Origin of the sequence: Vibrio satsumensis (assembly GCF_050337435.1) — a bacterium.
Taxonomy (GTDB): Bacteria; Pseudomonadota; Gammaproteobacteria; order Enterobacterales; family Vibrionaceae; genus Vibrio; species Vibrio satsumensis.
Genome location: NZ_JAKJSX010000009.1, coordinates 66,276 through 90,684 on the forward strand (window position 1 = coordinate 66,276; position 24,409 = coordinate 90,684).

Genomic DNA, 24,409 nt, shown 5'->3' on the forward strand with positions numbered 1-24,409 from the left:
GGAACAGGTTCATGACTACGACAACGCATATTCTTGGCTACCCACGCATCGGTGAAAAACGCGAACTGAAATTTACACTAGAGAAGTACTGGCGTGGCGAGATTGACCAATCAGAGCTTAAACAGCTCGGCAGCGAACTGAGAAATCGTAACTGGAATGTACAAGCCGAAGCGAATCTAAGCTTTGCAACTGCGGGTGACTTCGCATGGTACGACCATGTATTAACTACGACTTTGCTTTTAGGTCATGTGCCCAAACGTCACGCTGGTGGATCTGAAGAAGAGAAAGCCTTCCCAGACTTAGATACCTTGTTCCGTGTTGGTCGCGGGCAATCTCAAAAGCAGCCAACCTGTTGTGGCGGGAAACATGGTTCAGAAAGTGCCAAAGATGGTGCTGCGGCATCTGACATGACCAAGTGGTTCAATACTAACTATCACTACATCGTTCCGGAGTTCAGTAAAGATGATTTGTTTGAAGTGAGTTGGCCGCAGCTGTTTGATGAAGTGAATGAAGCGATAAAAGCAGGACACAAAGTTAAGCCTGTCCTTCTTGGCCCGCTGTCTTACTTGTACCTAGGCAAAGAAGTGGAAGAGGGCTTTGACCGTTTAACTTTGTTGCCTCGTCTTCTTAATGCCTACCAAGCGATTTTGGCTAAACTGTCCAAGTTAGGTGTTGAGTGGGTGCAAATCGATGAGCCCATACTATCCCTGGAACTTGAAACTAAGTGGGCTGATTCATTCAAACTGGCTTATCAAGTGATTCAAGGCGATGTGAAACTATTGCTTACTACTTACTTTGATTCGGTGACTGATACGTTAGATAAAATCGTAAAACTGCCAGTGAATGGTTTACATATCGACTTGGCTGCCGCACCGCAGCAACTTGATGAAGTGGTGAATAAACTACCTGAAGATTGGGTGCTCTCTGCAGGTGCAATCAATGGCCGTAATATTTGGCGAGCTGACTTAGCCGCGCAGCTTGAGTTACTACAGCCAGTGAAAGAGAGGCTAGGAGACAAATTGTGGGTCGCAAGTTCATGTTCATTGCTGCATAGCCCAGTCGACCTTGAGTTAGAAGAGACACTCAGCGAAGAAGTGAAGAGTTGGTTTGCCTTTGCAAAACAGAAAGTGACTGAGGTGAGCTTATTGGGTGCAGCGCTGGACGGCGATCAAAATGCCATTTTAGCGTGCGAGACTTATAGCCAGCCGATTGTAGCTCGTAAGAGTGCAACTCATGTTAATAAGCCACAGGTACAGGCTCGCCTCAACACGATTACCAAAGCACTCGCTGACCGTAGTGCCCCTTACCCAGAGCGAGCTGCACATCAGTCGGAAGTTTTAGGTTTACCATTACTGCCAACGACTACGATTGGTTCTTTTCCACAGACTGGTGAGATACGTGTTCAGCGCAGCGCTTATCGCAGCGGGAAATTGAGTGAAGCGAAATACACGACTGCACTAAAAGGTCATATCGCCGATGCGGTGAAGCGTCAAGAAGCACTCGATTTAGATGTGTTGGTGCATGGAGAAGCGGAACGTAACGACATGGTGGAGTACTTTGCAGAGAACTTAGCAGGTTTTCAGACCACCAAATTTGGCTGGGTACAAAGCTACGGCTCTCGCTGCGTGAAACCTGCGATTGTGGTCGCGGACATTGAGCGTGAAAAACCGATGACGGTTGAGTGGTCGACTTATGCACAATCACTGACATCTAAGCTGATGAAAGGCATGCTGACTGGCCCGGTCACTATTTTGTGTTGGACGTTCCCGCGTGAGGATATCTCGCGTAAAGATATTACTAACCAATTAGCATTTGCGCTGCGTGATGAAGTATCTGACCTACAAGATGCAGGAATCAACATTATTCAGATTGATGAACCTGCGATTCGTGAAGGTTTACCATTGAAAAAACGTGACCATGCAGAATACTTAGAATGGGCAGTTGATGCCTTTAAGATCTCAGCCGCGAGTGCCAAGCCTGAGACGCAAATCCATACACACATGTGTTACAGCGAGTTCAACGAAATCATTGATTCAGTGGCCGCACTAGACGCTGACGTAATTACCATTGAGACCTCTCGTTCGAATATGGAATTGCTTAAAGCGTTTGAAGAGTTCAATTACCCGAATGCTATTGGTCCAGGTGTTTACGATATTCACTCGCCAAACATTCCATCGCAAGAGTGGATCATTGGTCTGTTGAAGAAAGCAGCGGAGAAAATTCCGGCAGAACGTTTATGGGCAAACCCAGATTGTGGTCTAAAGACACGTAATTGGGCAGAAACAGAAGCAGCACTGACTAACTTAGTCTCTGCGACTAAGGCACTGCGTAAAGAGTGGGAGTCAACAGAAGCTTAACTATCATTAGAGCTATATGACTCAAAATAAAAAGCCTCGCAACTGCGAGGCTTTGAAGTTCATATTTGTTCGAATCTCGAATCTCGAATCTCGAATCTAGCTGCTGCTCTGGCAAGTATCTTTGCTGATCAGCTTCTCAACCATCAATTGTCCGCGTGTGTTGCGAATCTTAATGTTGTAAGCCAAGCCCATGTCTAGGTTTGCTCTTACTTCTGAGTTAGTGCAGTAGCTATTCACACTCATATCAACAACTTGGTTTAAAGGCTTCGCACCTTTAGCATCTTGGTTGTAGATCATCATGATTTCAATCACGGTGTTTTTTGCGAGTACTCGCATGACCGACAACGGGCCGTACTCAATCGGCAAGCCGGCAGATAAAACGCCAGCACGGTGCTGAGCCATCATCTCTAGCTGTCTTTGTTCGTCATGCTCACTTGATGAACAGCCTGCAAGCAGAGCTAAAGCCAGTGAGCCAATAATCCATTTTTTCACGTTAAAATACTTTCTTGAATGGTTTAACAATAACATTTTGGTAGACACCAGCAGCGATGTACGGGTCTGCGTCTGCCCATGTCTGTGCATCTTCTAAAGAATTAAACTCAGCAATCACAGTCGAACCTGTGAAGCCTGCTTCACCAGGGTTATCTGAGTCAATGGCTGGCATTGGGCCTGCTGTTAACAGTCGGCCTTCATCGTGAAGTGTTTGTAGGCGTTCTAAATGTTGTGGGCGAACACTTAGGCGTTTTTCTAATGAATTTTCGACGTCTTGAGAAAAAATCACGTACCACATATTGAGATATCCTTATTTTACTTCACTAAATTGGGGCGTTTAAATTCGCTATCTTGCTAATTTACGCGAACTAATTGGTATTGGAAGGACTAATGATAAGAAATTGTGAATTGGTTCGGGAGAGTGAGAAGGTCTTTAGCATTTTTAATCGAAATGGCTAAAGACCTTACAGTGCGATAGGGCTGTCGAAAGTCCTATTTATTGATAGAGCGAGGCTTGCCACTTTCATCAACTGCCACGTAATTGAACGTCGCGCCACACACCTTGTAACGGTCGCCGATGCCGTGATCAAGTACAGGCTTAACCCATACTTCTAGGTCGATATTCATCGAGCTACGACCAATTTTAGTACAGTCACCATAAACGCACACCACATCACCTACTGAAACCGGCTGTTTGAACTCGATACTCGATACTGAAACGGTGACTATTTTGCCGTTAGAGATCTCTTTTGCCAGTATGCCGCCAGCAAGGTCGAGTTGAGACATTATCCAACCACCGAAAATCTGGCCTGCTGCATTGGTATCAGAAGGCATCGCCAAGGTGCGAAGAAGTAAAGAACCAATTGGGTTCAAAGTTGATTGAATCGTCATTGTAGTACTCTTGGTGGTATTGATTATCTTAAATAAAAACTGATGTGTTGACTGTGACTGGTTGGGTACATTGGCAAATGAGTGCAATGAACAACAAGAAACCAGATGGCCGTTAATTTAGTGAGATTGTCACTAAATAATAGGCTTTATTTTGACCAGTTTCCGCAACACAGAAAAGCCAACGGCCAATGATCACGAGTATCATTGGCCGCTAGGTATAGCATATTGACAAGAATTGTAACAAAAACGGAATGAGGACTCACCCCTTGGGGTTACTTCTCGTCAGTATTTTTATCAGTTAGCTCTTGCTGCTCTTTTTGTAGCTGTTGATCTTTTGGTAAATGCTTATAGATGTAGGCACCCGTAAGCAGCGTAAATAGTAATGTTGCTATTAGCAGGCCAAACACCTTGAAGTTAACCCACACATCCAATGGTAGGCTGAAAGCAACGTAAACGTTGAGAATGGCACATAGGGTAAAAAATAGAGTCCAAGCCCAGTTAATCTTGCCCCATATGGCATCAGGCAGTGTGATCTCTTTACCCAACATGCCTTTAATTGCTGATTTTCCCATAAGGTGGCTGGCTGTCAGGCCAATAGCGAATAGAGCGTAAACGATCGTCACTTTCCATTTGATGAAGTTGTCGTCGTGCAAGAAGATGGTCATGCCACCAAATACGGCAACCATAAGGAACGTGATGATCTGCATTTTTTCTACTTTCTTGTAGATGAAGTACGTCAAAATAATTTGAACTGCAGATGCAACGATCAAAGCACCAGTCGCTGTATAGATGTCATACATCTTATACAGCGCAAAGAAAATAATGAGAGGAATGAAATCAAGAATTTGTTTCATGAGGCACTGACTATCCAGTTAATTGAGTTGCAGACAGTCTAACGAAAACTGTCTCGATGCTAAATAGCCCGAGACAATTGGGTACTAATTAATTCAATCTAACCGCTCATCGTGTTTAACGAGTTTTAACAGATTATCTCATTGACGAGGTTTGGTAGCGAGGTATCAGCTTCTTGATGTCTTCAAGGTAGCCTTCGCTCTTCAAGCTATCTAAGGTATTTTCGAGTTCTTGCTCACTCATGGCAAAACACGTCGATTTACCCGTTGTTAGATCTAGGTACTCGTGATATTCACGCTCTGTGAAGTGGCCAATTCGATCCATTAGCAGGGTTTTAATTCCATGGTGAATTAAGCCGTAATACGTATGTCTTTGTAAGGTCATAGCCTATCCTCCGTGACAAGCTGCAGTTCAAATGGTGCAACCTGCTGTATATTGGTTGGGTTATCTATGACAAAGCAATTCGAATGCCATTTTTTCCAATTGAATAGAGCGTCTCCCCAATCAAATAGAATTGAACTTCTTTTCAATTAGTTAAAGGAACGTACGTTCTATTCTCTAAACACCAATACGGGGCTGACGGAAAATAGTTTTATTTTGAGAATGGTAAAATTCTCATTATGACGATCTACTGAAGCTTTTAGGCTCCTGAATTGGCAATTTGATAACCGTTAATCGACTAGCCAATCGACTAAGGTTGATAGCGAGGCATTCTGACGGTTTTTGGGTTGTAATAGGAAGTATCCATTTCCCGAAAAGACACTGCCTTCACTCACTTTCACCAATCTACCTAAATCAATATCTTGCGTGGCCAGCGTGATGTCGCCTATGGCAATACCAAACCCTTGAATGGCAGCATTCATAGCTTGATCGAGTGTCGCGAATTGCTGGTTGTTCTTACTTGAAAGGTCGTGGCTTCCTATGTGTTCCAACCAAAGTCGCCAATCACTCTGCTCATTGTTGGCGTGTAGCCAAGTGTATTGGGCAAGCTTGTGTGGCTTGATGATGGTCGACGCGTCGTTGACAAGATGGCTTTTGGTAATGCTTTGCGCTTGGCAGACAGGAGCTAGTTGCTCGTTGAACAGTAGTTGGCTAACAATTGAGTGTTGGTTTGGTTTCTTGCCATAAATAATCACCGCATCGAAGGGATCAAAGCTTGGCTCAAAAACGTGCTTGATGGTCGACGTGAGCTCGACATCAATATCAGGATAGGCCTGTTGAAAAGACATCAACTTAGGCAATAACCAAGAGGTAATACAGCTCGGTGCGTTGAGTTTGATCTTGGAGGGAGAGCTAGCCACTTGATTTAGAGCCGATTGCAGTTGATGAATCGTTCCTTGTATCAAGGGAACCAGTTCTTCTCCTTTCGGCGTTAAAGACAGCCCGCGAGCATGACGATAGAAGAGATCACAGCCAAGGCTTTCTTCAAACGACAACACCTGACGACTCACTGCACCTTGCGTGACATTGAGCTCATGTGCAGCTCGCGTAAAGTTGAGATGCCTTGCCGTAGACAAAAACGCGAGCAAGGTTTTGGTTGAAGGTAGTGTGCGATTCATATCTTTACCTATGATTTTTTATCATGACTATTATGTGATTATTTCGATTCATTTATCAATAGTGTTCTGTTTGAATGTAAATACTTAATCATCATTTGTGATTCAATATGTGTATAAGTCACATTTTTTGAATATTAAGGCAATGATGAAGACATTGTGATTTTGTGAAAGGGATAGCTTCTTGACATCTTTTATTGATAGCTTAGTACCTCAGGCTGTAAAAAAATTAATACCTTATCAATCGGCTAGAAGAATTGGTGGTGATGGACGTGTCTGGCTAAACGCCAATGAATTGGAAAGCTCGCTGTTTCAAGGAGAAGCAAGTCACAACCGATACCCAGACTTCTTACCACAAGATATTGCTAAGGCTTACCAAGATTACTGTGGCACTGATGCTGCGACTGTTGCCGTTCGTGGTGCAGATGAAGCGATTGATTTGCTGATCAGAACATTCTGTAAACCGGCGAGCGACAACATACTTATCTGTTCTCCAACGTATGCGATGTATGAGTTTTGCGCCGATGCATTGGCGATTAATACCTTGGACTCTCCATTGCAGGAAGACTTCAGCCTGAACGTCGCTGATATCGTGAATAAAGCGGAACTGGCGAATATCGTGTTTCTTTGTTCACCAAACAACCCAACGGGTAATGTGATTCCTAAATTGGATTTGATTCAGGTACTGGAAGGCACGATTGGAAAGTCGCTAGTGGTAGTCGATGAAGCGTATATCGAATTTGAACCACAAACGTCAGCCGTTAGCCTTATTGAACGCTATCCACATTTGGTTGTGATTCGCACTTTGTCGAAGGCGTTTGGATTGGCTGCGGTTCGTTGTGGCTTTATCTTAGCGAGTCAAAATGTGATGCAGTATATCGCGAAGCTGATTCCACCTTATCCGATGCCAGATTGTTCATCTCAAATCGTTTTAGACGCTTTGTCTGATGAACGAGTCTCAGTGATGGAAGACGCAACGCTAAAATTGGTTGAACTACGTAACTGGTTTGCTTGTGAGTTAACGCAGTTTGATTTCATCGAGTCAGTTTACCCCTCATCGACGAACTTTATTTTGCTACGTCAAAAACCTGGGTATCAAGTATTCAGTGTATTGGCGAAGGATGGCATTGTGATAAGGAATCAAAACCACGAACCTGCCTTGCGTAACTGCGTACGAATCAGTATTGGTAGCCAAGAGAGCATGCTAGAAGTGATAACGTCACTTACACGCTACCAAACCGAGCTACAACAGACTCAACAAGATCAGCAAAAACGAAAGCATCAACAAGATCAATATATAGAAATTCAATCTCAACTCGATAAAGATCATATCTAGGATGGCAATGATGAAAAAGATAATACTAGGACTCGCTTGTACGGCCGCTTTACTTGGTACAACGGTACAGGCAAAAGAAATCCGTTTGGCGTCAGACTTTACGTATCCGCCATTCAACTACAAAAACAGTGCCGGTGTGCCTGTCGGGTTTGATATTGAGATAGCTGATGCCTTGTGTGAGCAAGCGAAGCTCGATTGTACTTGGGTTTCACAAAGTTGGGATTCGTTGATTCCAAGTTTATTGGCAAGAAAGTCAGATGTGATCATGGCGTCGATGCGTATTACCGAAGAGCGTAAGCGCAAGATCTTGTTCACTGATAAGTACTACCAGACCCCAGCTGTGTTTGTTGCTGCTAAAAGCGCGGAGTTCAGCGTTGATGAGGCAGGCTTAGCAGGCAAAACCATCGGTGTTCAGCAAGGTACGATTCACGATCGCTACGTAACTGACAAGTTTGGCGATGTGGCAAACATTAAGCGTTATACCGGCCAAGATGAAGTTTATCTGGATCTGCAAAACGGTCGTCTAGATCTAACTTTCGGCAACTCAGATCAACTGTCATTGGCTTTCTTAGATAAGAAAGAAGGCGAGGGCTTTGAGTTCAAAGGCAAAGCAGTAACCGACAAAGCCTACATTGGCGAGGGTACGGCGTTAGCATTAAGAAAACAGGATTCAAAACTGGCGAAACAATTCAATGCCGCGATTGAGGAGATCAGATCGAACGGTACCTACGACAAGATCGCGTCTAAGTACTTTACGTTTGATATCTATGGCGCTGATTTATAATTCGTCTAACGCCTAAATTAGAACACCAAAAACAAAAAATCCGAGGGCTGTGAGGCTCTCGGATTTTTTAGTTTAAGCTGGTGGTGCTAATTCAGTCACCACTAGCTTAGCGTTTATTTATTACGCTTGCTGTTTTTGTAGCTCAGCTTCTTTCGTTTCGTCTTCGATTAGAGAATCAACGATTACGGCACATGCTGCATCACCAGTGATGTTTAGAGCAGTACGGATCATGTCGAAGATACGGTCGAGAGCGAACAACAGAGGTAGACCTTCGATAGGGATACCAGCCGCAAGAAGAACTGCAACCACTAGGAAAGAAGGACCTGGAACACCAGCTTGACCAACTGCACCTAGCGTAGACGTTACGATGATAGCAACGTAAGCGCCCATAGATAGGTCGATGTTGAACAGCTGTGCGAAGAAGATAGCCACTAGGCCGTAGTAGATCGCGTTACCAGACATGTTGATCGTCGCGCCAAGAGGCAGAACGAATGAAGCAGTAGAGTTACGAACGCCAAGCTCTTTCTCAACTGTTTCCATTGTTACTGGTAGTGTTGCCATTGATGAAGCAGTTGATAGTGCTACCGCTTGAGGCTTCTTCATTGCTACTAGGAACTTCTTAGCTGAAGTCTTAGTGAAGATTTGAATCATCAGTGGGTAGGCAACAAAGCCGAAAATCAGGATCGCAGCGATGTAAACAATGAACAGTTTGAACACAACCATAAGTGCGCCGAAACCGAAAGTACCTACTGCTTCTGCCATTAGGCCGAATACGCCAAGTGGTGCGATGATCATCACCTTGTTGATCATCCAAACCATAGCGTCAACAATCGCGTTTACGCCATTGATGATAGGGTCACGTTTTTCTTTCGCTTGCTTAGAAAGCGCGATACCAAAGAACAAGCAGAAAACGAGAATTTGCAGAATGTTTGCTTCATTCAATGATTGGAAAACGTTGGTAGGGATCATGCCAGTGATGGTTGCCCAGAACGTTGGAAGTTCGCCTTTCGCAGCGTATTCAGAAGAGAACATGCCTTCAACGCCAGAAACATCGATACCACGACCCGGTTCGAATACTTCACCCATTACCAGCGCTAGTGCTACAGCAAGTGCAGACGTTAGTGCAAAGTAACCTAGTGTTGTTACACCGACTTTACCTGCAGATGAACTGTTGCCCAGACCAGCAGCACCTGAAATCAGTGCAACTGCTACTAGAGGGATAACCAGCATCTTGATCAAATTGATGAAGATAGCGCCCAGTGGAGCGAACATAGTTGCGCTGTCACCCATCATCGCACCGACTACAGTACCGACGATCATTGCAATAACGACTTGAACGCCGATGTTGCTTAGTAAACTCTTTTCTTTTAACACTTCCATAACCTCTGTGCTACTAAATATAAAAATCCCAGAACTACTCACCAATGTACGATGTACCATTGGATTAATATTTCGCGAAGAGTTTTACACGTATCCTTTACATTTATCAATATGAGCAGAGGTGAAAGTCCTCCAAAAATAGGTGGTCTAATGTCATTTGTTGATTTTGCACAACAATGCAATCGTTTGCTTTGGTTTTTTATTGCGATGTTATTTGTTGGATTTATAAAAGTCTTTTTGCTGGGTGCTTTGTGAATGATTTCGAGGTGTTGGTATTAGAACTGTTTTGTTAACATTTGGTTTTCATTTTTGGGTGTTTTTTAGTCTGGGGATTTGAGTGAATTGAAAGATGCGTGTTGTGTGAAATTTCGCCTGAACTATGCTTAAGGTATCTATTTATTACCAAGATGTTATCTCTACGCTTTAAATAAAACGTCTATCTAGCATCTCAGTTGTAAGGAGAGGGGCTATGACTTTTATATTAAAGTACTTGTTTGCGTTTTTTCTGTTGTTCAGCTCTGTGTTTGCTCAGGCCGATGATGTCTGGGTTATTGAGGTGAATGGAGGGATAGGTCCCGCGACCAGTGACTACCTCACTAGAGAAATAGAACAAGCTCACGATGAGCAAGCTAAATTCATCATTTTGAAAATGAACACGCCCGGCGGGTTAGATTCGTCGATGCGCGACATTATTCGATCCATCACCACGTCACCGATTCCGATAGCAACTTGGGTTGGGCCCGCGGGCTCACGTGCGGCGAGTGCGGGAACCTACATTCTACTTGCTAGTCACATTGCCTCCATGGCGCCCGGAACTAATTTGGGCGCAGCCACGCCGGTGTCTCTTGGCGGTGGCAAAGCGCCGACTAATCCATTATCACCTCAAGACGATGCCAATAAAGATGATAACGCGTCAGCAAGTGAGCAAGACGAAACGAAACAAGAGAATTCAGACCAAGTAAAAGCCTCCACTGCGATGGAGAAGAAAGTCATCAATGATGCTGCTGCCTACATCGTTAGTTTGGCTAAGCTGCACAAACGTAACGAAGAATGGGCAGAAAAAGCGGTAAGAGAAGCGGCGAGTTTGGACTCAGAGAATGCGCTCGAACTTAACGTGATTGATTTCATCGCGAGCGACCTACAGCAATTGGTTGAGTTGAGTAATGGACGCACCATCATAATCAATGGTGTCAGTCAGGAAGTCCAACTTAGTGATGTTGCTTTTGTCGAGCGAGAACAAGACTGGCGCTTTAGTTTGCTTTCGGTGATCACTAATCCAAATGTTGCTTACATTCTGATGCTAATCGGTATCTATGGCTTGCTCCTTGAGTTCTATAACCCCGGCGTTGGTTTACCGGGTGTATTAGGGGGAATTTGTTTGCTACTCGCCATGTATTCCTTACAAATGCTGCCAGTGAGTTACGCAGGCCTTGCGTTAATTCTATTGGGAATTGCCCTAATGGTGGCAGAAGCCTTTAGCCCGAGTTTTGGTATCTTCGGGTTGGGTGGCGTCGCCGCATTCACTTTGGGCTCGATCATGCTGATGGACACAGAGGTACCGGGTTACCAAATTGCATTGCCGCTAATCATTGGGATCAGTTTGTTCTCTGTTGCCTTTATCGTCGTCACCATATCCATGTTAGTTCGAGTGAGAAGCAAGCCAGTGACTACGGGGATGGAAGCGGTTGTCGGTGATACAGGTAAAGTGGTAAGCGGTTTCCCAGGAGCAGGTCGAGTATTGGTCGAAGGTGAGATCTGGCAAGCCAAATGCGCGAGTGAACTGCAAGCGGGGCAGATTATCAGAGTGACCAAACTGACTGGATTGCTGTTAGATGTTGAGGCGCTGCCCGATGAGACATCATCGAAATCTGGTTAGTGCGGACTGTTAGCGCGGAATGCTAGGACAAACTTGATTGAATTATTAATTGCTTAGCCATCGTTACCATTAGGGGGCGGTTATGTTTATACACACTATAGGTATTGTCATCGTGCTCGTTATCTTATTGATAGCCAGTATGTTCAGAGTACTGCGCGAATATGAACGTGCAGTGGTGTTCTTCCTTGGGCGCTTTTACGGTGTGAAAGGGCCGGGGTTAATCATTATCATTCCTTTTATCCAACAAATTGTGCGAGTGGATCTACGAACTATCGTTTTGGATGTACCAACACAAGATTTGATCACTAGAGATAACGTGTCGGTGAAGGTCAATGCTGTGGTTTATTTTCGAGTGCTCGATCCGAAGATGGCTATCAATAATGTTGAGAATTATCTTGAGGCCACCAGCCAACTTTCGCAAACAACGCTGCGTTCAGTACTCGGTCAGCATGAGTTGGATGAGTTGTTGTCAGAGCGAGAAGAACTCAATCGAGATTTGCAAGCGATACTGGATCAACACACCGATAACTGGGGCATCAAGATTGCCAATGTTGAGATCAAGCATGTTGATCTTGATGACAGCATGGTGCGAGCCCTTGCTAAACAAGCCGAGGCGGAACGTTCTCGTCGAGCCAAGGTTATACACGCGACCGGTGAGCTAGAAGCATCGACTAAGTTACGTGAGGCAGCTGAAGTGCTGAACAAAGCACCTAATGCTATTCAGTTGCGATATATGCAGACGCTAACTGAGGTGGCTAACGAAAGAACCTCCACCATCATTTTCCCAATGCCAATCGATCTAGTGGAGAAGATAACCGACCCGATCAAAGCAACACTTAATGAGGCCGCGATTAAGAAAGCGATGAAAGTGGATGATTAGCTAGCGTGGATGGCAAGCAATAAAAAAGGCGCCACATCTGTGGAGCCTTTTGATATTTGAATTGTTGGTTCTATTTATTGACCATTGATTACGAGCGTCTATTTAATGATCGTTGATTACTTCTGCGTAGCCGCTTTCATTGGCGTAACAAACTCAGCCAGTGCTTTAAGCATTGCTTCTGGTTGTTCAACGTTGTTTTCAATGATTTTCACAACCGCTGAGCCAGAGATAGCACCGGCAGCGCCAGCTTCGATGGCTTCTTTGACTTGCTCAGGAGCAGAAATACCGAAACCAAGCAATGCTGGTGGCGCATCAAACTTGTTCAGACGGTCAAGCAGTGCCGTTACTGGCATGTTTGCTTTTGTTTCTGCACCCGTTACGCCAGCACGAGAAAGTAGGTAAGTGTAGCCACCACCTAGTTCAGACACTGACTTAAGCGTCTCATCACTTGCTGTTGGTGGCGCAATAAAGATTGGGTGAACGCCAAACTTCTCAGCAGCTGCAACAAACTCAGCACTTTCGTTAGTTGGTACGTCAGCAATCAATACTGAGTCGATCCCCGCATTCGCACAACGCTCGTAGAAGTTCTCGATACCACGTGCGTACACCAAGTTCGCGTACATCAGTAGGCCGATTGGTAGCTCTGGGTATTTTGCGCGGATTTGACCAATAAGATCAAAACACACATCAGGTGTTACCTTTGAGTCTAACGCACGAATGTTCGCACCTTGGATCGTTGGGCCATCAGCTAGTGGATCAGAGAATGGGATGCCAAGCTCAAGCGCATCTGCACCCGCTTCAACCAAAGTTTCCATGATCTTAAGCGATTGTTCAGGGTTAGGATCGCCAACCGTTACGAATGGTACAAATGCACCCTGATTCTTTTCAGCTAAGCGATTGAAGAGTGATTGATAGCGATCCATTATAATGCTCCTTTCTCTTTAAGAATGTCGTGTACAGAGAAAATGTCTTTGTCACCACGGCCAGATAAGTTAACGACTAATAGCTGTTCTTTTTCAGGTTCGTCGTGAGCCATTTTGATTGCATGAGCTAAAGCATGAGATGACTCTAGCGCTGCGAGGATACCTTCGTTACGTGCGATAGATTGGAACGCTTCTAGCGCTTCGTCATCGGTTACGTTTTCGTATTCAGCACGGCCAATTGCGTTCAGGTGCGCGTGTTGAGGACCTACTGATGGGAAATCTAGACCCGCAGATACAGAGTAAGACTCTTCTACTTGGCCGTTCTCATCTTGCATCAGTGGTGCTTTCATACCAAAAAAGATACCTGTTTTACCGTGCTTAAGCGGCGCGCCGTGTTGGTCGGTATCAATACCTTTACCCGCTGGTTCAACACCGATTAGGCGAACCGTTTCTTCTTCAATGAAATCAGCGAACATACCGATAGCGTTTGAACCACCGCCGACACAAGCGATAACCGCATCAGGAAGGCGACCTTCACGCGCTAGAATTTGGTTCTTGGTTTCTTCACCAATCATGCGTTGGAAGTCACGAACGATAGTTGGGAATGGGTGAGGACCCGCAGCCGTACCTAGTAGGTAGTGCGCATCTTCATAAGTTGCAGACCAGTCACGTAGCGCTTCGTTACACGCATCTTTTAGCGTAGAAGAACCAGAATGAACAGGGATAACCTCTGCGCCCATTAGCTTCATACGGAACACGTTCGGGCTTTGACGTTCAACGTCTTTAGCACCCATGTATACACGACACTTAAGGCCCAATAGAGCACATGCTAGCGCCGTCGCAACACCGTGTTGACCAGCACCTGTTTCAGCGATGATTTCTTGCTTACCCATACGTTTAGCAAGTAGCGCTTGACCCAATACTTGGTTTGTTTTGTGCGCGCCACCGTGAAGTAGGTCTTCACGCTTAAGGTACAGTTTGGTTTTTGTACCTTTAGTTAGGTTGCGAGTTAGCGTTAGTGCCGTTGGACGACCCGCGTACTCTTGAAGAAGCGTCATGAATTCGCTGCGGAACTCAGGATCGGCTTGTGCATCGATAAATGCTTGTTCAAGTTGGTCTAGTGCTGGCACTAGGATCTGCGGTACGTATTGACCACCGTATTCACCGAAGTAGGCATCGAGTTTAGCCATTATCTTATTCCTTCAATTCTATTGGCGTGTCTTCACACCAAGTCGTTTAGTCTTGTTTGAGCTTCGCAAAGGCAAAGCTCACAAATATGTTTTTAGTTTTCGCTTTCTAGTTTTGGCTTTGGCGTTAAAAGCCAGACTAGTAATTACGAATCGCTGCAAAAGCACGTTGTAGCTTGTCAGCGTCTTTTTTGCCCGGAGCAGATTCAACACCAGAGTTTAGGTCTAATCCTAAGCAACCCAACTTAGCGGCTTGGTTAGCATTTTCTGGGTTTAGGCCACCCGCCAACATGATTGCGCTTTGGTTGTTGATTAGGTTCCAATCGAACACTTGGCCTGTGCCACCAGTTTGAGAACCCACTTTAGTATCTAGCAGGTGACGAGTCACGTTGCTTTCCAGTAATTCTGGTAGCGAGCTTTCAGCATCGGGAGCAACACCATAAGCTTTCCAAATCTCAACGCTTTCAGGCAGTGACTGTTTTAGTTCATCGACATATGCTTGAGATTCATCACCGTGCAATTGCACAGCGAACAAGCCTAGCTCAGAAACCGTTTTCGCAACGTCAGTAACGCTGTGGTTTTGGAACACACCCACGTAGTTCAAAGGTGCGCCACTCATAGTCAAACGAGCCGCTTCGATATCCACATGACGCTTAGATGCTTCAACGAAAATCAGACCACCGAATACCGCACCAGCTTGATACGCTTTCGCTGCATCATCAGAGTGAGTTAAACCGCACACCTTGTTTTCACCCAGCGTTACTTTACGTACAGCAAGCTCAAGGTTCTTTTCTGCCATTAGAGAGCTACCGATTAGGAAGCCATCTGCAAACGTTGAAAGGTCACGAACTTGTTGATGTGTGTAGATGCCAGACTCTGAAATCACGACTGCGTTTGGAGCCAGTTCGCGAATCAGCGGCGCCAACTCTTTAGTCCGGTTCAAATCAGTCGAAAGGTCACGTAAGTTACGGTTGTTAATGCCGATCACCTTAGCGTTTAGAGCGACTGCGCGGTGAAGTTCTTCTTCGTTGCTGACTTCGGTCAATACACCCATATTGAGTGAGTGAGCAACTTCCGCCAACGCTTTGTACTCTTCGTCATCCAATACTGATAACATCAACAAGATAGCATCAGCTGAGTAATGACGAGCTAAGTACACTTGGTAGGTATCAACCATGAAGTCTTTACACAGGATAGGCTGCTTAGCAATGCTGCGAACCTTAGGCAAAAACTCAAAGTCACCTTGGAAGTACTTCTCGTCTGTCAGTACAGAAATCGCGTTTGCGTGGTTGTTGTAAACCGATGCAATGTAGTCCAGGTCAAACTCGTCACGGATTAAACCTTTTGACGGAGATGCCTTTTTACATTCAGTGATGAAAACAGTTTGCTCGCCGCTCAGAGCATCATAAAAGCTGCGGTCTGTTGCAGTTAGTGACGCTTTAAACTCGTCTAATGGTTGAGTCTGCTTACGTGCTTCAACCCATTGGTATTTATCACGAACGATTTTTGCTAATACTTCCGCCATTTCAGCTTCTTTGACTGAAACGTGGGTCGACAGTTTATCGGTAGTCTGTGTCATGTTCTTTGTCTCGATTCGTCGTTCGTTAGGCGTGAGCAGCAAGCTTTTGCACAAGCTCGTAAGCTTTACCTGAGTTCATCGCGTCAATTGCTTGTTGTGCGTTGGCTTTTAGATCTTCATGACCAAATAGACGCATCAGTAGAGCAACGTTGACTGCCACTGCGCCAACTTGAGCATCAGTGCCTTTACCCGTCAGTATATCGGTTGTGATGGCTTTGTTTTCTTCTGGCTCGCCGCCCTTGATTGCTTCAAGAGGGTGAGTGTTCAAACCAAAGTCAGCCGGAGTTACGGTGTACTCGTTAATCTCGCCATCTTTAATTTCAGCAACGATAGTCTCGCCATGAATCGCCACTTCATCTAGGCCACTACCGTGAACAACCGCAGCACGCTTCATGCCCATTTGCAGCATGGTTTCTGCGATCGGGCGAACCAACTCTTTGCTGTAAACACCCATTAGCTCGATGTTAGGGCGAGCAGGGTTAATCAGTGGGCCAAGAATATTGAAGATAGTGCGCGTTTTCATTGTTTGACGAACCGGCATCGCGTGACGTACACCAACGTGATACTGCGGAGCAAATAGGAATGCTACGCCAAGTTCATCAACAGCAGTACGTGTGTCTTCTGCTGTCATCGCTAGGTTGATACCGAATGAATCCAGTAGGTCGGAAGAGCCTGATTTGCTCGATACACTACGGTTACCGTGTTTCGCGACTTTTAAGCCACACGCTGCGGCAACAAATGCAGAAGTCGTCGAGATATTAATGGTGTTGTGACCGTCGCCACCTGTACCTACGATGTCTGCGAAATCGTAATCAGGGCGCGGAAACGGGTTTGCATTCGCAAGCAGTGCTTTCGCTGCACCTGCGATCTCATCGGGCGTTTCGCCTTTGATTTTCAGTGCCGTTAGCGCTGAAGCCATCAAGATTGGGTCAAGTTCGCCCTTGATGATCACATCAAACAATTGTTGGCTTTCTTCTTGAGTAAGAGACTGCTGTTCGTAAAGTTTATTAATCTGTTCCATGATCGTTTCCTATTTTCCAGTCTTTTCAAGGCGAAGAGGTTTCTCAAGAGCCCATTCGATAGCGTTTGCTAGAAGCGTTGCACCGTAGGTCGTCATAATTGATTCAGGGTGGAATTGGAATCCACAAACCTTGTCTTGTTCTTGAACTACAGACATCACCAAATCATCGACTTCAGCGGTCACCGTTAGGCTATCGGATACATGCGTTGCCACTAAAGAGTGGTAGCGAGCAATAGCCAGTGGCGAAGGTAAGTCTTGGTAAGTCGCATGGTTTTGGTGTTCCATCATTGACACCTTACCATGAATGATTTCGCCTGCGCCTGCAACGGTACCGCCATAAGCTTCAACGATCGCTTGGTGGCCTAAGCAAATGCCAATCATTGGCACTTTGCCTTTTAGCAGCTGAATCAGCTCAGGCATGCAGCCCGCGTCTGCTGGAGCGCCGGGGCCAGGTGAAAGTAGGGCAACAGGGTTGTCTAATTCGTTGATCGCCGCTTCAACCACCTTTGCGGGAATGTTGTTACGGTAAATCTTAACGCTGTGACCTAATGAACGAAATTGGTCTACAAGGTTGTAAGTGAACGAGTCGAAGTTATCGATGAATACAATATCAGCCATGATTACGACTCCTTCTTATTTGATGAGTGTTGGTTTGTAGCAGAGCTCTTAGTATGCGCTGCTTGAATCGCAGAGATGACCGCTTGAGCTTTGCCGCGAGTCTCATCAGCTTCTGCTTGTGGGTCTGAGTCGAATACTACACCAGCGCCAGCTTGTACTTGTGCTACACCATCTTCAACGTAAGCAGAACGAATCACGATACACGTATCTAACGTGCCTTCACCTGTTAGGTAACCTACTGCACCGCCATAGCTACCACGACGCGTTTTTTCTACATCACGAATAAGCTGCATTGCGCGGATTTTTGGTGCGCCTGTTAGCGTACCCATGTTCATACAAGCTTGGTAAGCGTGCAGCGCATCTAAGTCTTCACGCAGTTGACCAACAACACGAGAAACCAAATGCATCACATGGCTGTAGCGATCAACTTTCAGTAGGTCTGCTACGTGGCGAGTGCCAGCTTCGGCAATACGTGCCACATCGTTACGCGCTAGGTCGACTAGCATCATGTGTTCTGCGTTTTCTTTCTTGTCGGTGCGCAGTTCAAGCTCGATACGGCTATCTAGGTCGAAATCGATTTGACCATCAGGACGCTTACCGCGACGACGAGTGCCCGCAATTGGGTAGATCTCGATTTGGTTGGTTTCAGTTTCGTACTTCAGCGCGCTTTCTGGAGAAGCACCAAACAGAGTAAATAGCTCATCTTGCATGTAGAACATGTAAGGGCTTGGGTTGCTTTGCTTAAGTTCTTTATAAGCCGCCAGTGGAGCAGGGCAAGGTAAAGTAAAGCGGCGTGAGGGCACCACTTGGAATACGTCGCCTTTAACTACGTACTCTTTTAAATCACGAACCGTTTGGCAGAAGTCTTCATCTGAAACGCTCGGTACCGCTTCAACGTTGTCGAGCGGCGTTACTTCAGTGATTGCTTTCAGTGACTGGCACTGAGTTTGAATGTCGGCTAAACGGTCAGTTAATTGCGCTTTGATACTGTCATCTTGAGCGAACAAGCTCGCATGAAGTAGGCCTTCGTTCTCTTGGTGGTCGAAACGCAATAGTGTTTCCGCAACGTAGAATACAAAGTCAGGACAATTGTTGGTTGCTTGAGCATCACCTAGCGGTTCAAAGTTAGCCACGATGTCGTAAGCGAATAAGCCCGCCATGAATAGCGCGTGTTTGTTATCTGCGTCTTGCTCAAAGCTGTGCTGAACCAAACGCAGTGCATCGAATGAAGAGGCTTCTCTTAAACGTGAGTCTTCGTCTAATTCGTTGCTCGGCTCGACAAAAGTCAGCGTCAAAACGTTATCAGTAAGGTCAGATTTTATTTCTGCTTTCACGTTTTGAGTGAGATTTTTGATAAGCGCTTGACCGTTTTCAGTCAATGCTTGAAAGGTTACTTCATGTCCGCGACATACGATACGAACAGCAGAGTCGATAAGGAGCAGGCTTGTTAGGTTCTGTTTGGATTCAATCTCAGCCGATTCCAACAGCAAACTGTCTGTTTTGTTTTCACACAGAGTATGAAAAACGCTGGTTGGATCTTGCGAGTAAGGAACTGATGAATTGATGACCTCAATGGTTCCCAGCTTTTTGATTTCAATGGCCTTGTTCACAAGACCTCCTTTATGATTCTTTAAATTTCCTGCCGTACATAGTCGCATAAAGATACCTTTCACCCAATCTAGAATATGGTCAATTCGATGATTTGTTAGTCAGTTGAATGTGAGATGTTCGACAAATTAAAAAGCCCGCTATTAAAGCGGGCTTAGTGATAACTTTTTTATAAACAAACTGTTTAACTAGAAGTACACGTTAGCCCACCAAGAACTTGTCCAAGTGCGCCACCAATTAAGCTCTGAACTTGCTTCTACTGAAGAAAGTTCTAAAACTTTATCTTTATGGTTTTGGTTAAATTCTTGTAACATGGTGAACCTATCAAATGTGATACTTCGTATTTGTGTACTAGTTAACTAGTTTTCTACTTGCGGGTCAAGTGTGTTGACACAAATATAACGATAAAAATTGAAAACAATGAAAAAGAATATATGAGAATTGATCTACATAGTCATACAACAGCCTCAGATGGCCGACTTACTCCACCTGAGCTAATTGACCGAGCGCTTGGCTTTAATATCGAAGCGCTAGCGATTACAGATCATGACACGACTGATGGGCTTGCTGAAGCACGCAGCTATATTGCTGATAACAACCTTCCTATTCAGCTGATCAACGGCATTGAGATTTCGACCGTTTGGCAAAACAAAGATATTCATATTGTTGGGTTAAACGTTGATCCTGAGTCACCAGAACTCAAAGCGCTCATTGAGCAACAGAAGCAACACCGTATTGGACGCGCAGAGATGATTGCTCAACGTCTTGAGAAAGCGACTCGTGAAGGGGTGCTAGAAGAAGTTAAATTGATTGCAGGTGATGCGCCTATTACTCGCGCTCACTTTGCTAAGTGGTTAGTCGACAACGGCTACGCAAAAACCATGCAGCAGGTGTTTAAAAAGTTTCTTACTCGCAATAACCCAGGTTATGTGCCGCCGACGTGGTGCTCAATGAGTGATGCTGTCACGGCCATCCATGCTGCTGGTGGCCAAGCCGTACTCGCTCACCCTGGGCGATATGGCCTTACAGCCAAGTGGGTTAAGCGCTTGCTAGCTGCATTTGTTGAAGCGAAAGGGGATGCGATGGAAGTCGCTCAACCTCAGCAAGCGCAACAAGAAAGACGCACACTCGCGGATTATGCTATACAATACAAACTATTAGCCTCCCAAGGCAGTGATTTCCATTACCCATCTCCGTGGATGGAACTTGGACGTAATCTCTGGCTACCTTCTGGGGTCGAAGAAGTATGGAAAGATTGGGAGTTTCAAACGGTTTCACCATCTGAATAGTCTTTAGGTGAACCAGCTCCTTCTGATGATAGAGTCGAGAGATTCGATAACGAGGATCAACAATGAGCCAGTTTTTTTATGTACACCCAGATAACCCACAAGCACGCTTAATTACTCAAGCGGTTGCGATTATTCGCAATGGCGGCGTAGTGGTTTATCCAACAGATTCCGGTTATGCGCTGGGCTGTCAGCTTGAAAACAAACAAGCACTTGAACGTATCTGTAAAATTCGTCGCATCGATGACAAGCACAACTTCACGTTGTTATGCCGTGATCTTTCTGAATTATCACTGTATGCACGCGTCGATAACGTGGCTTTCCGTCTACTGAAAGCACACACGCCAGGTGCTTACACGTTTATCTTTAAAGCAACCAAAGAAGTACCAAAGCGTTTGATGAACGCCAAGCGTAAAACGATTGGTATTCGTGTCCCAGACAACAAGATTGCACTCGACTTGTTGGAAGCGATGGGCGAACCACTGATGTCGACGTCATTGATTCTTCCGGGTAACGAGACAACTGAGTCGGATCCAGAAGAAATTCGTGACAGCCTAGAGCATGCGGTTGATGTCATTTTGAATGGTGGTTACTTAGGTGAGCAACCGACGACGGTTATTGACTTTAGTGATGATGATGCCGTGGTTCTACGTCGTGGTGCTGGCGATCCTGCGCCGTTTGAATAATCGCTTTACTGATTAACAGTCTGTAACGATACAGCAAACCTGCCAGAGTAAATAACAAGTGCTTTTTGGCAGGTTATTTGCGATAATACGCGACCGCGATTTGGTCGCGAAAAATTCATTCGACGTCTGTGAAGACGACAATTAGGTAGAAAAGAGTAAATGAGCGAAAAATTACAGAAGGTTTTAGCGCGAGCTGGTCACGGTTCTCGTCGTGAACTAGAAGGTTTAATCAAATCTGGTCGTGTAAGTGTTAACGGTCAAGTTGCGAAACTGGGCGAGCGTCTTGAAGACGAGAACTCAGTGATCCGTATCGATGGCCATACTGTTTCAGGCAAGGCTTCTGAAGAAGTGGTTTGTCGTGTACTTGCTTACTACAAACCTGAAGGTGAGCTTTGTACTCGTCACGATCCTGAAGGCCGCCGTACTGTTTTCGATCGTCTACCTAAGATCCGTGGTTCTCGTTGGATTTCAGTTGGTCGTCTTGATGCAAACACATCGGGCCTTTTGCTTTTCACTACTGATGGTGAACTTGCAAACCGTCTAATGCACCCAAGCCGTCAGGTTGAACGTGAGTACTTAGTACGTGTGTTTGGTGAAGTGACTGAGCAAAAAGTAAAAAACGTTACTCGTGGCGTACAACTTGAAGACGGCATGGCTCGTTTTGAAGATGTGGTTTACGCTGGCGGTGAAGGTATGAATCATACTTTCTACGTAGCGATTAACGAAGGTCGTAACCGTGAGGTTCGTCGTCTTTGGGAATCTCAAGAAACAACAGTAAGCCGCCTGAAACGTGTACGTTACGGTGATATCTACCTTGATAAGAAACTGCCTCGTGGCGGTTGGAAAGAGCTAGATCTTCAAGAAGTTAACTACCTGCGTGAGCTTGTTGAGCTTAAGCCAGAGAAAGAGACTTTGTTGGATCTTGATCCTTCAAACACTTCTCGTAAGCGTGAGCGTTCTCGTAGCCAAAAAATTCGTCGTGCTGTTAAGCGTCACGAAGAGCGTGCAAACGCACCAAAAGGCCGTAGCAACCAAACTAAACGCAAGAAGCCTGCAACTCGCGGTACTACAACACCTGATTCAGGTCGTAGTGCTCCAGCTGCAAACAAAGGCAAACCTCAGGCTAACAAAAGTAAGCCTAAGCTGAACAACGGTCGTCCGGCTAAACCAGCTAAGCCAAGAACACGTCAGTAATTACGTAAGTTCTTACGCGTAAGCTTCATTAGCTGAAAGCACTGAATACTAAAAACCTGCTCATTGAGCAGGTTTTTTTACGTCTGAAGCAATAGAAGATGAGGGATGCGAATAACCGAGTATCGAAAACATGCTGCTATAAAAACGACAGTAAGCGTGTCTTTCGTGTACGCGCATCTATAATCTGCTCGTATTTCGTATTTCGTATTTCGTATTTCGTATTTCGTATTTCGTATTTCGCATCTTTGACTATTTATGATTCGAGAAGTTATCGCCTTTCGCCAGTCGGTCGTAAAGCACAACATTCACTGATGCCGCTAGATTCATGCAGCCGTTGGTTGGAACGTAAATCGTCTCACGACAGAAGTCGGTGATCTCTTTCTTTAGCGTGCCATCTTCTGGGCCAAAAATGTAAAACGCACGTGGTGGGTGCTTGTAATCAGGTAGTGGCTTAGCACCTTCAATCAGATCAACAGCAACCGGCACGCAGCCTACTGGAATAATATCTTTCAGCTCTTCAACACCAATTAAAGGCAGGGCTAGGTGCTTTTCTTTGGTGTCGGTATGGAATTTTCGCGCATGGTCGTAGCGTGTACCAGTGTAAAACACAGAGTTGGCGCCGTAGCAGCCAGCTGCTCGCATTACAGAGCCTACGTTTTCAGGCGTCTTTGGGTTAACTAGGCCAATGCAGGCATAGCCTTTTGATTGTGTGTCTGTTTTTGCTTTGGTCATAATCAGTGAATCTAAAGTTGATGATGAAAGTGAGTAATCACGATGAGAAATGGCGTGATAAAAATAGCCGAGCAATCGGCTCGGCTAACTTTTAACTCGCTTACATGAATACTTGTTTACTCATGCAGATGAGCGTCAACAGCGGTATTAGTCGCGTTTCCACAGCATGTGACAGAACTTATGTTCTGGGTCACGGCTGATCAGCATGCGAGCAAATACGTCGTCTAGAACGTCATCAGCTTCATTCACAAGACCAATGCGCACTTCAGCGTAGATTTCTTTGTCGACTTCAAAGCCAACATGTTCAACCCAATCATCGCCAGTTTCAACAAGCTCTGCTGCGCCACGATCTTCAAACTGAGCCGTGAAAAGAATCACGTCTGCAGGTTCTAGGTTGTCAGGTGCCATCTCTAGAAAGATGTCGTATGCAGTGTCAATTGCGTCGTCATAAGACATTAGGTCGTTAGCTTCGGTCATAATAAGTATCTTAGCTTGCGCGGTTCATGTATTTACGTTCAGCAGTGTTTACTACTACTTTGTCGCCAGTCGCGATGTATTCAGGTACTTGAATAGTAAGACCTGTAGAAAGACGAGCAGGCTTAGTACGAGCAGACGCTGATGCACCTTTGATTGAAGGGTCAGTCTCTTCGATAACTAGCTCAACAGATGTTGGAAGCTCAAGCGTTGCAGCGTTGCCATCGATAAGGATCGCGTACATGCCTTGAGTTTCTTCGTTGATGAACAGTAGTTCGTCTTCGATTGTTTCACCGTTGAAGATGAATTGTGTGTAATCTTCGTTGTCCATGAAGATGTACTCGTTGCCATCAACGTAAGAGAACATTACTGCACGCTTGGTTACGTCGATAGTTTCAACGATTTCGTCAGCCTTGTGGCGAACTTCAGTTTTAACGCCAGTTGCTACATCGTTACCACGGAAGCGGTAAATTTTTTGGCCGCCGCGGCCGCCTGGTGTTGTTACTTCGATATCTTTAACGATCACTGTTTTGCTTTCTACTGTGATAGCAAAACCTTTTTTAATTTCACTTGCTCTAGGCATTTTGTGTTTGTCCTTAGTGGGTCTATCCGCTGATTATATCTCGGAGATGCTATAAATAGGAATAGCTTGAATCATAAAGTCACCTAGGCGATCATAGAGTTACTGTTAAATCAT

The 24,409-nt window shown here is 45.3% G+C and carries 25 protein-coding genes and 1 other annotated feature; of the genes, 8 read left to right on the forward strand and 17 right to left on the reverse strand.

All coding sequences use genetic code 11. The annotated features are described in order from the left end of the window. The first annotated feature begins 11 nt into the window (after nt 1-11). The gene (gene metE / locus L4C44_RS12835) at nt 12-2,357 is read left to right on the forward strand and encodes a 5-methyltetrahydropteroyltriglutamate--homocysteine S-methyltransferase (protein ID WP_428805178.1); all 2,346 of its coding nucleotides are present in this window, start codon (nt 12-14) and stop codon (nt 2,355-2,357) included. A gap of 96 nt (nt 2,358-2,453) precedes the next feature. On the opposite strand, the gene L4C44_RS12840 is transcribed toward metE, so the two are convergent. From L4C44_RS12840 to L4C44_RS12865, 6 genes are all read right to left on the reverse strand, one after another. After that, the gene (locus L4C44_RS12840) at nt 2,454-2,849 is read right to left on the reverse strand and encodes a GspS/AspS pilotin family protein (protein ID WP_285953261.1); all 396 of its coding nucleotides are present in this window, start codon (nt 2,847-2,849) and stop codon (nt 2,454-2,456) included. A gap of 1 nt (nt 2,850) precedes the next feature. Next, complete coding sequence (locus tag L4C44_RS12845; protein ID WP_017063533.1) at nt 2,851-3,147, reverse strand: YciI family protein; 297 nt, start codon at nt 3,145-3,147, stop codon at nt 2,851-2,853. Between the two features lie 194 nt (nt 3,148-3,341). Further along, nucleotides 3,342-3,740, reverse strand: coding sequence for an acyl-CoA thioester hydrolase YciA (yciA, locus tag L4C44_RS12850; protein WP_009846426.1), 399 nt, complete (start codon nt 3,738-3,740; stop codon nt 3,342-3,344). 272 nt (nt 3,741-4,012) lie between these two features. Further along, nucleotides 4,013-4,594, reverse strand: a complete 582-nt coding sequence (locus L4C44_RS12855; RefSeq protein ID WP_285953262.1) for a septation protein A — start codon at nt 4,592-4,594, stop codon at nt 4,013-4,015. Between the two features lie 133 nt (nt 4,595-4,727). Continuing rightward, nucleotides 4,728-4,976, reverse strand: a complete 249-nt coding sequence (locus L4C44_RS12860) for a hypothetical protein (protein ID WP_017069991.1) — start codon at nt 4,974-4,976, stop codon at nt 4,728-4,730. Between the two features lie 287 nt (nt 4,977-5,263). After that, nucleotides 5,264-6,151: a LysR substrate-binding domain-containing protein gene (locus L4C44_RS12865; protein WP_146492145.1), complete on the reverse strand. Its 888-nt coding sequence runs from the start codon at nt 6,149-6,151 to the stop codon at nt 5,264-5,266. Between the two features lie 181 nt (nt 6,152-6,332). On the opposite strand from L4C44_RS12865, the gene hisC reads away from it, so the two are divergent. Both hisC and L4C44_RS12875 read left to right on the forward strand, forming a co-directional pair. After that, the gene (hisC, locus tag L4C44_RS12870; RefSeq protein WP_428805179.1) at nt 6,333-7,484 is read left to right on the forward strand and encodes a histidinol-phosphate transaminase; all 1,152 of its coding nucleotides are present in this window, start codon (nt 6,333-6,335) and stop codon (nt 7,482-7,484) included. A gap of 10 nt (nt 7,485-7,494) precedes the next feature. Continuing rightward, nucleotides 7,495-8,268, forward strand: a complete 774-nt coding sequence (locus L4C44_RS12875) for an ABC transporter substrate-binding protein (RefSeq protein WP_146492143.1) — start codon at nt 7,495-7,497, stop codon at nt 8,266-8,268. Nucleotides 8,269-8,388: 120 nt separating this feature from the next. On the opposite strand, the gene L4C44_RS12880 is transcribed toward L4C44_RS12875, so the two are convergent. Next, nucleotides 8,389-9,708 carry a dicarboxylate/amino acid:cation symporter gene (locus L4C44_RS12880; protein WP_315897550.1) on the reverse strand — a complete coding sequence of 440 codons (1,320 nt, stop codon included), beginning with the start codon at nt 9,706-9,708 and terminating at the stop codon, nt 8,389-8,391. Between the two features lie 409 nt (nt 9,709-10,117). On the opposite strand from L4C44_RS12880, the gene L4C44_RS12885 reads away from it, so the two are divergent. Both L4C44_RS12885 and L4C44_RS12890 read left to right on the forward strand, forming a co-directional pair. Continuing rightward, nucleotides 10,118-11,524, forward strand: a complete 1,407-nt coding sequence (locus L4C44_RS12885; RefSeq protein WP_428805180.1) for an NfeD family protein — start codon at nt 10,118-10,120, stop codon at nt 11,522-11,524. Between the two features lie 82 nt (nt 11,525-11,606). After that, on the forward strand, nt 11,607-12,404 hold the full coding sequence (locus tag L4C44_RS12890; protein ID WP_332410480.1) for a slipin family protein: 798 nt from the start codon (nt 11,607-11,609) through the stop codon (nt 12,402-12,404). 116 nt (nt 12,405-12,520) lie between these two features. Here the strand turns inward: L4C44_RS12890 and trpA are convergent, their stop codons facing one another. The 7 genes from trpA to trpL2 all read right to left on the reverse strand — a co-directional run bounded on the left by trpA (nt 12,521) and on the right by trpL2 (nt 19,654). Beyond that, entirely contained in the window at nt 12,521-13,327 is an 807-nt protein-coding gene (gene trpA / locus L4C44_RS12895) for a tryptophan synthase subunit alpha (RefSeq protein ID WP_239716192.1), read from the reverse strand. Continuing rightward, nucleotides 13,327-14,517, reverse strand: a complete 1,191-nt coding sequence (gene trpB / locus L4C44_RS12900) for a tryptophan synthase subunit beta (RefSeq protein ID WP_017631791.1) — start codon at nt 14,515-14,517, stop codon at nt 13,327-13,329. The genes trpA and trpB overlap by 1 nt, the downstream gene beginning before the upstream one ends. Nucleotides 14,518-14,653: 136 nt before the next feature. Beyond that, complete coding sequence (gene trpCF, locus L4C44_RS12905) at nt 14,654-16,093, reverse strand: bifunctional indole-3-glycerol-phosphate synthase TrpC/phosphoribosylanthranilate isomerase TrpF (RefSeq protein ID WP_428805181.1); 1,440 nt, start codon at nt 16,091-16,093, stop codon at nt 14,654-14,656. Nucleotides 16,094-16,118: 25 nt separating this feature from the next. Then, nucleotides 16,119-17,114 carry an anthranilate phosphoribosyltransferase gene (gene trpD, locus L4C44_RS12910; protein WP_146492139.1) on the reverse strand — a complete coding sequence of 332 codons (996 nt, stop codon included), beginning with the start codon at nt 17,112-17,114 and terminating at the stop codon, nt 16,119-16,121. Between the two features lie 9 nt (nt 17,115-17,123). Further along, a complete protein-coding gene (locus L4C44_RS12915; protein WP_428805182.1) occupies nt 17,124-17,732 on the reverse strand; it encodes an aminodeoxychorismate/anthranilate synthase component II in 609 nt (202 codons plus the stop codon). 2 nt (nt 17,733-17,734) lie between these two features. After that, a complete protein-coding gene (locus L4C44_RS12920; RefSeq protein WP_285953268.1) occupies nt 17,735-19,342 on the reverse strand; it encodes an anthranilate synthase component 1 in 1,608 nt (535 codons plus the stop codon). A 125-nt stretch (nt 19,343-19,467) separates the two neighbouring features. After that, nucleotides 19,468-19,582, reverse strand: a sequence feature (Trp leader region). Beyond that, nucleotides 19,529-19,654 carry a tryptophan operon leader peptide gene (gene trpL2 / locus L4C44_RS12925; RefSeq protein WP_009848753.1) on the reverse strand — a complete coding sequence of 42 codons (126 nt, stop codon included), beginning with the start codon at nt 19,652-19,654 and terminating at the stop codon, nt 19,529-19,531. Its footprint overlaps the feature before it by 54 nt. 120 nt (nt 19,655-19,774) lie before the next feature. On the opposite strand from trpL2, the gene rnm reads away from it, so the two are divergent. From rnm to rluB, 3 genes are all read left to right on the forward strand, one after another. Beyond that, a complete protein-coding gene (rnm, locus tag L4C44_RS12930) occupies nt 19,775-20,629 on the forward strand; it encodes an RNase RNM (protein WP_048659601.1) in 855 nt (284 codons plus the stop codon). A gap of 62 nt (nt 20,630-20,691) precedes the next feature. Next, nucleotides 20,692-21,312, forward strand: coding sequence for an L-threonylcarbamoyladenylate synthase (locus L4C44_RS12935; RefSeq protein ID WP_009848751.1), 621 nt, complete (start codon nt 20,692-20,694; stop codon nt 21,310-21,312). A gap of 159 nt (nt 21,313-21,471) precedes the next feature. After that, the gene (rluB, locus tag L4C44_RS12940) at nt 21,472-22,506 is read left to right on the forward strand and encodes a 23S rRNA pseudouridine(2605) synthase RluB (RefSeq protein WP_017055112.1); all 1,035 of its coding nucleotides are present in this window, start codon (nt 21,472-21,474) and stop codon (nt 22,504-22,506) included. A 249-nt stretch (nt 22,507-22,755) separates the two neighbouring features. Here rluB and L4C44_RS12945 read toward each other — a convergent pair whose 3' ends face one another. The 3 genes from L4C44_RS12945 to efpL form a co-directional block, all read right to left on the reverse strand. Beyond that, the gene (locus L4C44_RS12945) at nt 22,756-23,238 is read right to left on the reverse strand and encodes an RNA methyltransferase (protein WP_017061495.1); all 483 of its coding nucleotides are present in this window, start codon (nt 23,236-23,238) and stop codon (nt 22,756-22,758) included. A gap of 147 nt (nt 23,239-23,385) precedes the next feature. Beyond that, on the reverse strand, nt 23,386-23,715 hold the full coding sequence (locus L4C44_RS12950; protein ID WP_004741258.1) for an HI1450 family dsDNA-mimic protein: 330 nt from the start codon (nt 23,713-23,715) through the stop codon (nt 23,386-23,388). A gap of 10 nt (nt 23,716-23,725) precedes the next feature. Beyond that, on the reverse strand, nt 23,726-24,295 hold the full coding sequence (gene efpL / locus L4C44_RS12955) for an elongation factor P-like protein EfpL (RefSeq protein ID WP_017055115.1): 570 nt from the start codon (nt 24,293-24,295) through the stop codon (nt 23,726-23,728). Between the last annotated feature and the right edge of the window lie 114 nt (nt 24,296-24,409).

What these genes read in the sequence shown, in the direction of transcription:
- L4C44_RS12885 (WP_428805180.1), top strand. Translation starts at nt 10,118, where the DNA reads ATGACTTTTATATTAAAGTACTTGTTTGCGTTTTTTCTGTTGTTCAGC.
- L4C44_RS12860 (WP_017069991.1), bottom strand. Translation starts at nt 4,976, where the DNA reads ATGACCTTACAAAGACATACGTATTACGGCTTAATTCACCATGGAATT.
- L4C44_RS12935 (WP_009848751.1), top strand. Translation starts at nt 20,692, where the DNA reads ATGAGCCAGTTTTTTTATGTACACCCAGATAACCCACAAGCACGCTTA.
- L4C44_RS12915 (WP_428805182.1), bottom strand. Translation starts at nt 17,732, where the DNA reads ATGGCTGATATTGTATTCATCGATAACTTCGACTCGTTCACTTACAAC.
- yciA (WP_009846426.1), bottom strand. Translation starts at nt 3,740, where the DNA reads ATGACGATTCAATCAACTTTGAACCCAATTGGTTCTTTACTTCTTCGC.
- rluB (WP_017055112.1), top strand. Translation starts at nt 21,472, where the DNA reads ATGAGCGAAAAATTACAGAAGGTTTTAGCGCGAGCTGGTCACGGTTCT.
- L4C44_RS12880 (WP_315897550.1), bottom strand. Translation starts at nt 9,708, where the DNA reads ATGGTACATCGTACATTGGTGAGTAGTTCTGGGATTTTTATATTTAGT.
- trpA (WP_239716192.1), bottom strand. Translation starts at nt 13,327, where the DNA reads ATGGATCGCTATCAATCACTCTTCAATCGCTTAGCTGAAAAGAATCAG.
- rnm (WP_048659601.1), top strand. Translation starts at nt 19,775, where the DNA reads ATGAGAATTGATCTACATAGTCATACAACAGCCTCAGATGGCCGACTT.
- L4C44_RS12875 (WP_146492143.1), top strand. Translation starts at nt 7,495, where the DNA reads ATGAAAAAGATAATACTAGGACTCGCTTGTACGGCCGCTTTACTTGGT.
- trpL2 (WP_009848753.1), bottom strand. Translation starts at nt 19,654, where the DNA reads ATGTTACAAGAATTTAACCAAAACCATAAAGATAAAGTTTTAGAACTT.
- L4C44_RS12945 (WP_017061495.1), bottom strand. Translation starts at nt 23,238, where the DNA reads ATGACCAAAGCAAAAACAGACACACAATCAAAAGGCTATGCCTGCATT.
- trpB (WP_017631791.1), bottom strand. Translation starts at nt 14,517, where the DNA reads ATGGCTAAACTCGATGCCTACTTCGGTGAATACGGTGGTCAATACGTA.
- L4C44_RS12865 (WP_146492145.1), bottom strand. Translation starts at nt 6,151, where the DNA reads ATGAATCGCACACTACCTTCAACCAAAACCTTGCTCGCGTTTTTGTCT.
- L4C44_RS12845 (WP_017063533.1), bottom strand. Translation starts at nt 3,147, where the DNA reads ATGTGGTACGTGATTTTTTCTCAAGACGTCGAAAATTCATTAGAAAAA.
- trpCF (WP_428805181.1), bottom strand. Translation starts at nt 16,093, where the DNA reads ATGACACAGACTACCGATAAACTGTCGACCCACGTTTCAGTCAAAGAA.
- L4C44_RS12950 (WP_004741258.1), bottom strand. Translation starts at nt 23,715, where the DNA reads ATGACCGAAGCTAACGACCTAATGTCTTATGACGACGCAATTGACACT.
- L4C44_RS12890 (WP_332410480.1), top strand. Translation starts at nt 11,607, where the DNA reads ATGTTTATACACACTATAGGTATTGTCATCGTGCTCGTTATCTTATTG.
- metE (WP_428805178.1), top strand. Translation starts at nt 12, where the DNA reads ATGACTACGACAACGCATATTCTTGGCTACCCACGCATCGGTGAAAAA.
- trpD (WP_146492139.1), bottom strand. Translation starts at nt 17,114, where the DNA reads ATGGAACAGATTAATAAACTTTACGAACAGCAGTCTCTTACTCAAGAA.
- efpL (WP_017055115.1), bottom strand. Translation starts at nt 24,295, where the DNA reads ATGCCTAGAGCAAGTGAAATTAAAAAAGGTTTTGCTATCACAGTAGAA.
- L4C44_RS12855 (WP_285953262.1), bottom strand. Translation starts at nt 4,594, where the DNA reads ATGAAACAAATTCTTGATTTCATTCCTCTCATTATTTTCTTTGCGCTG.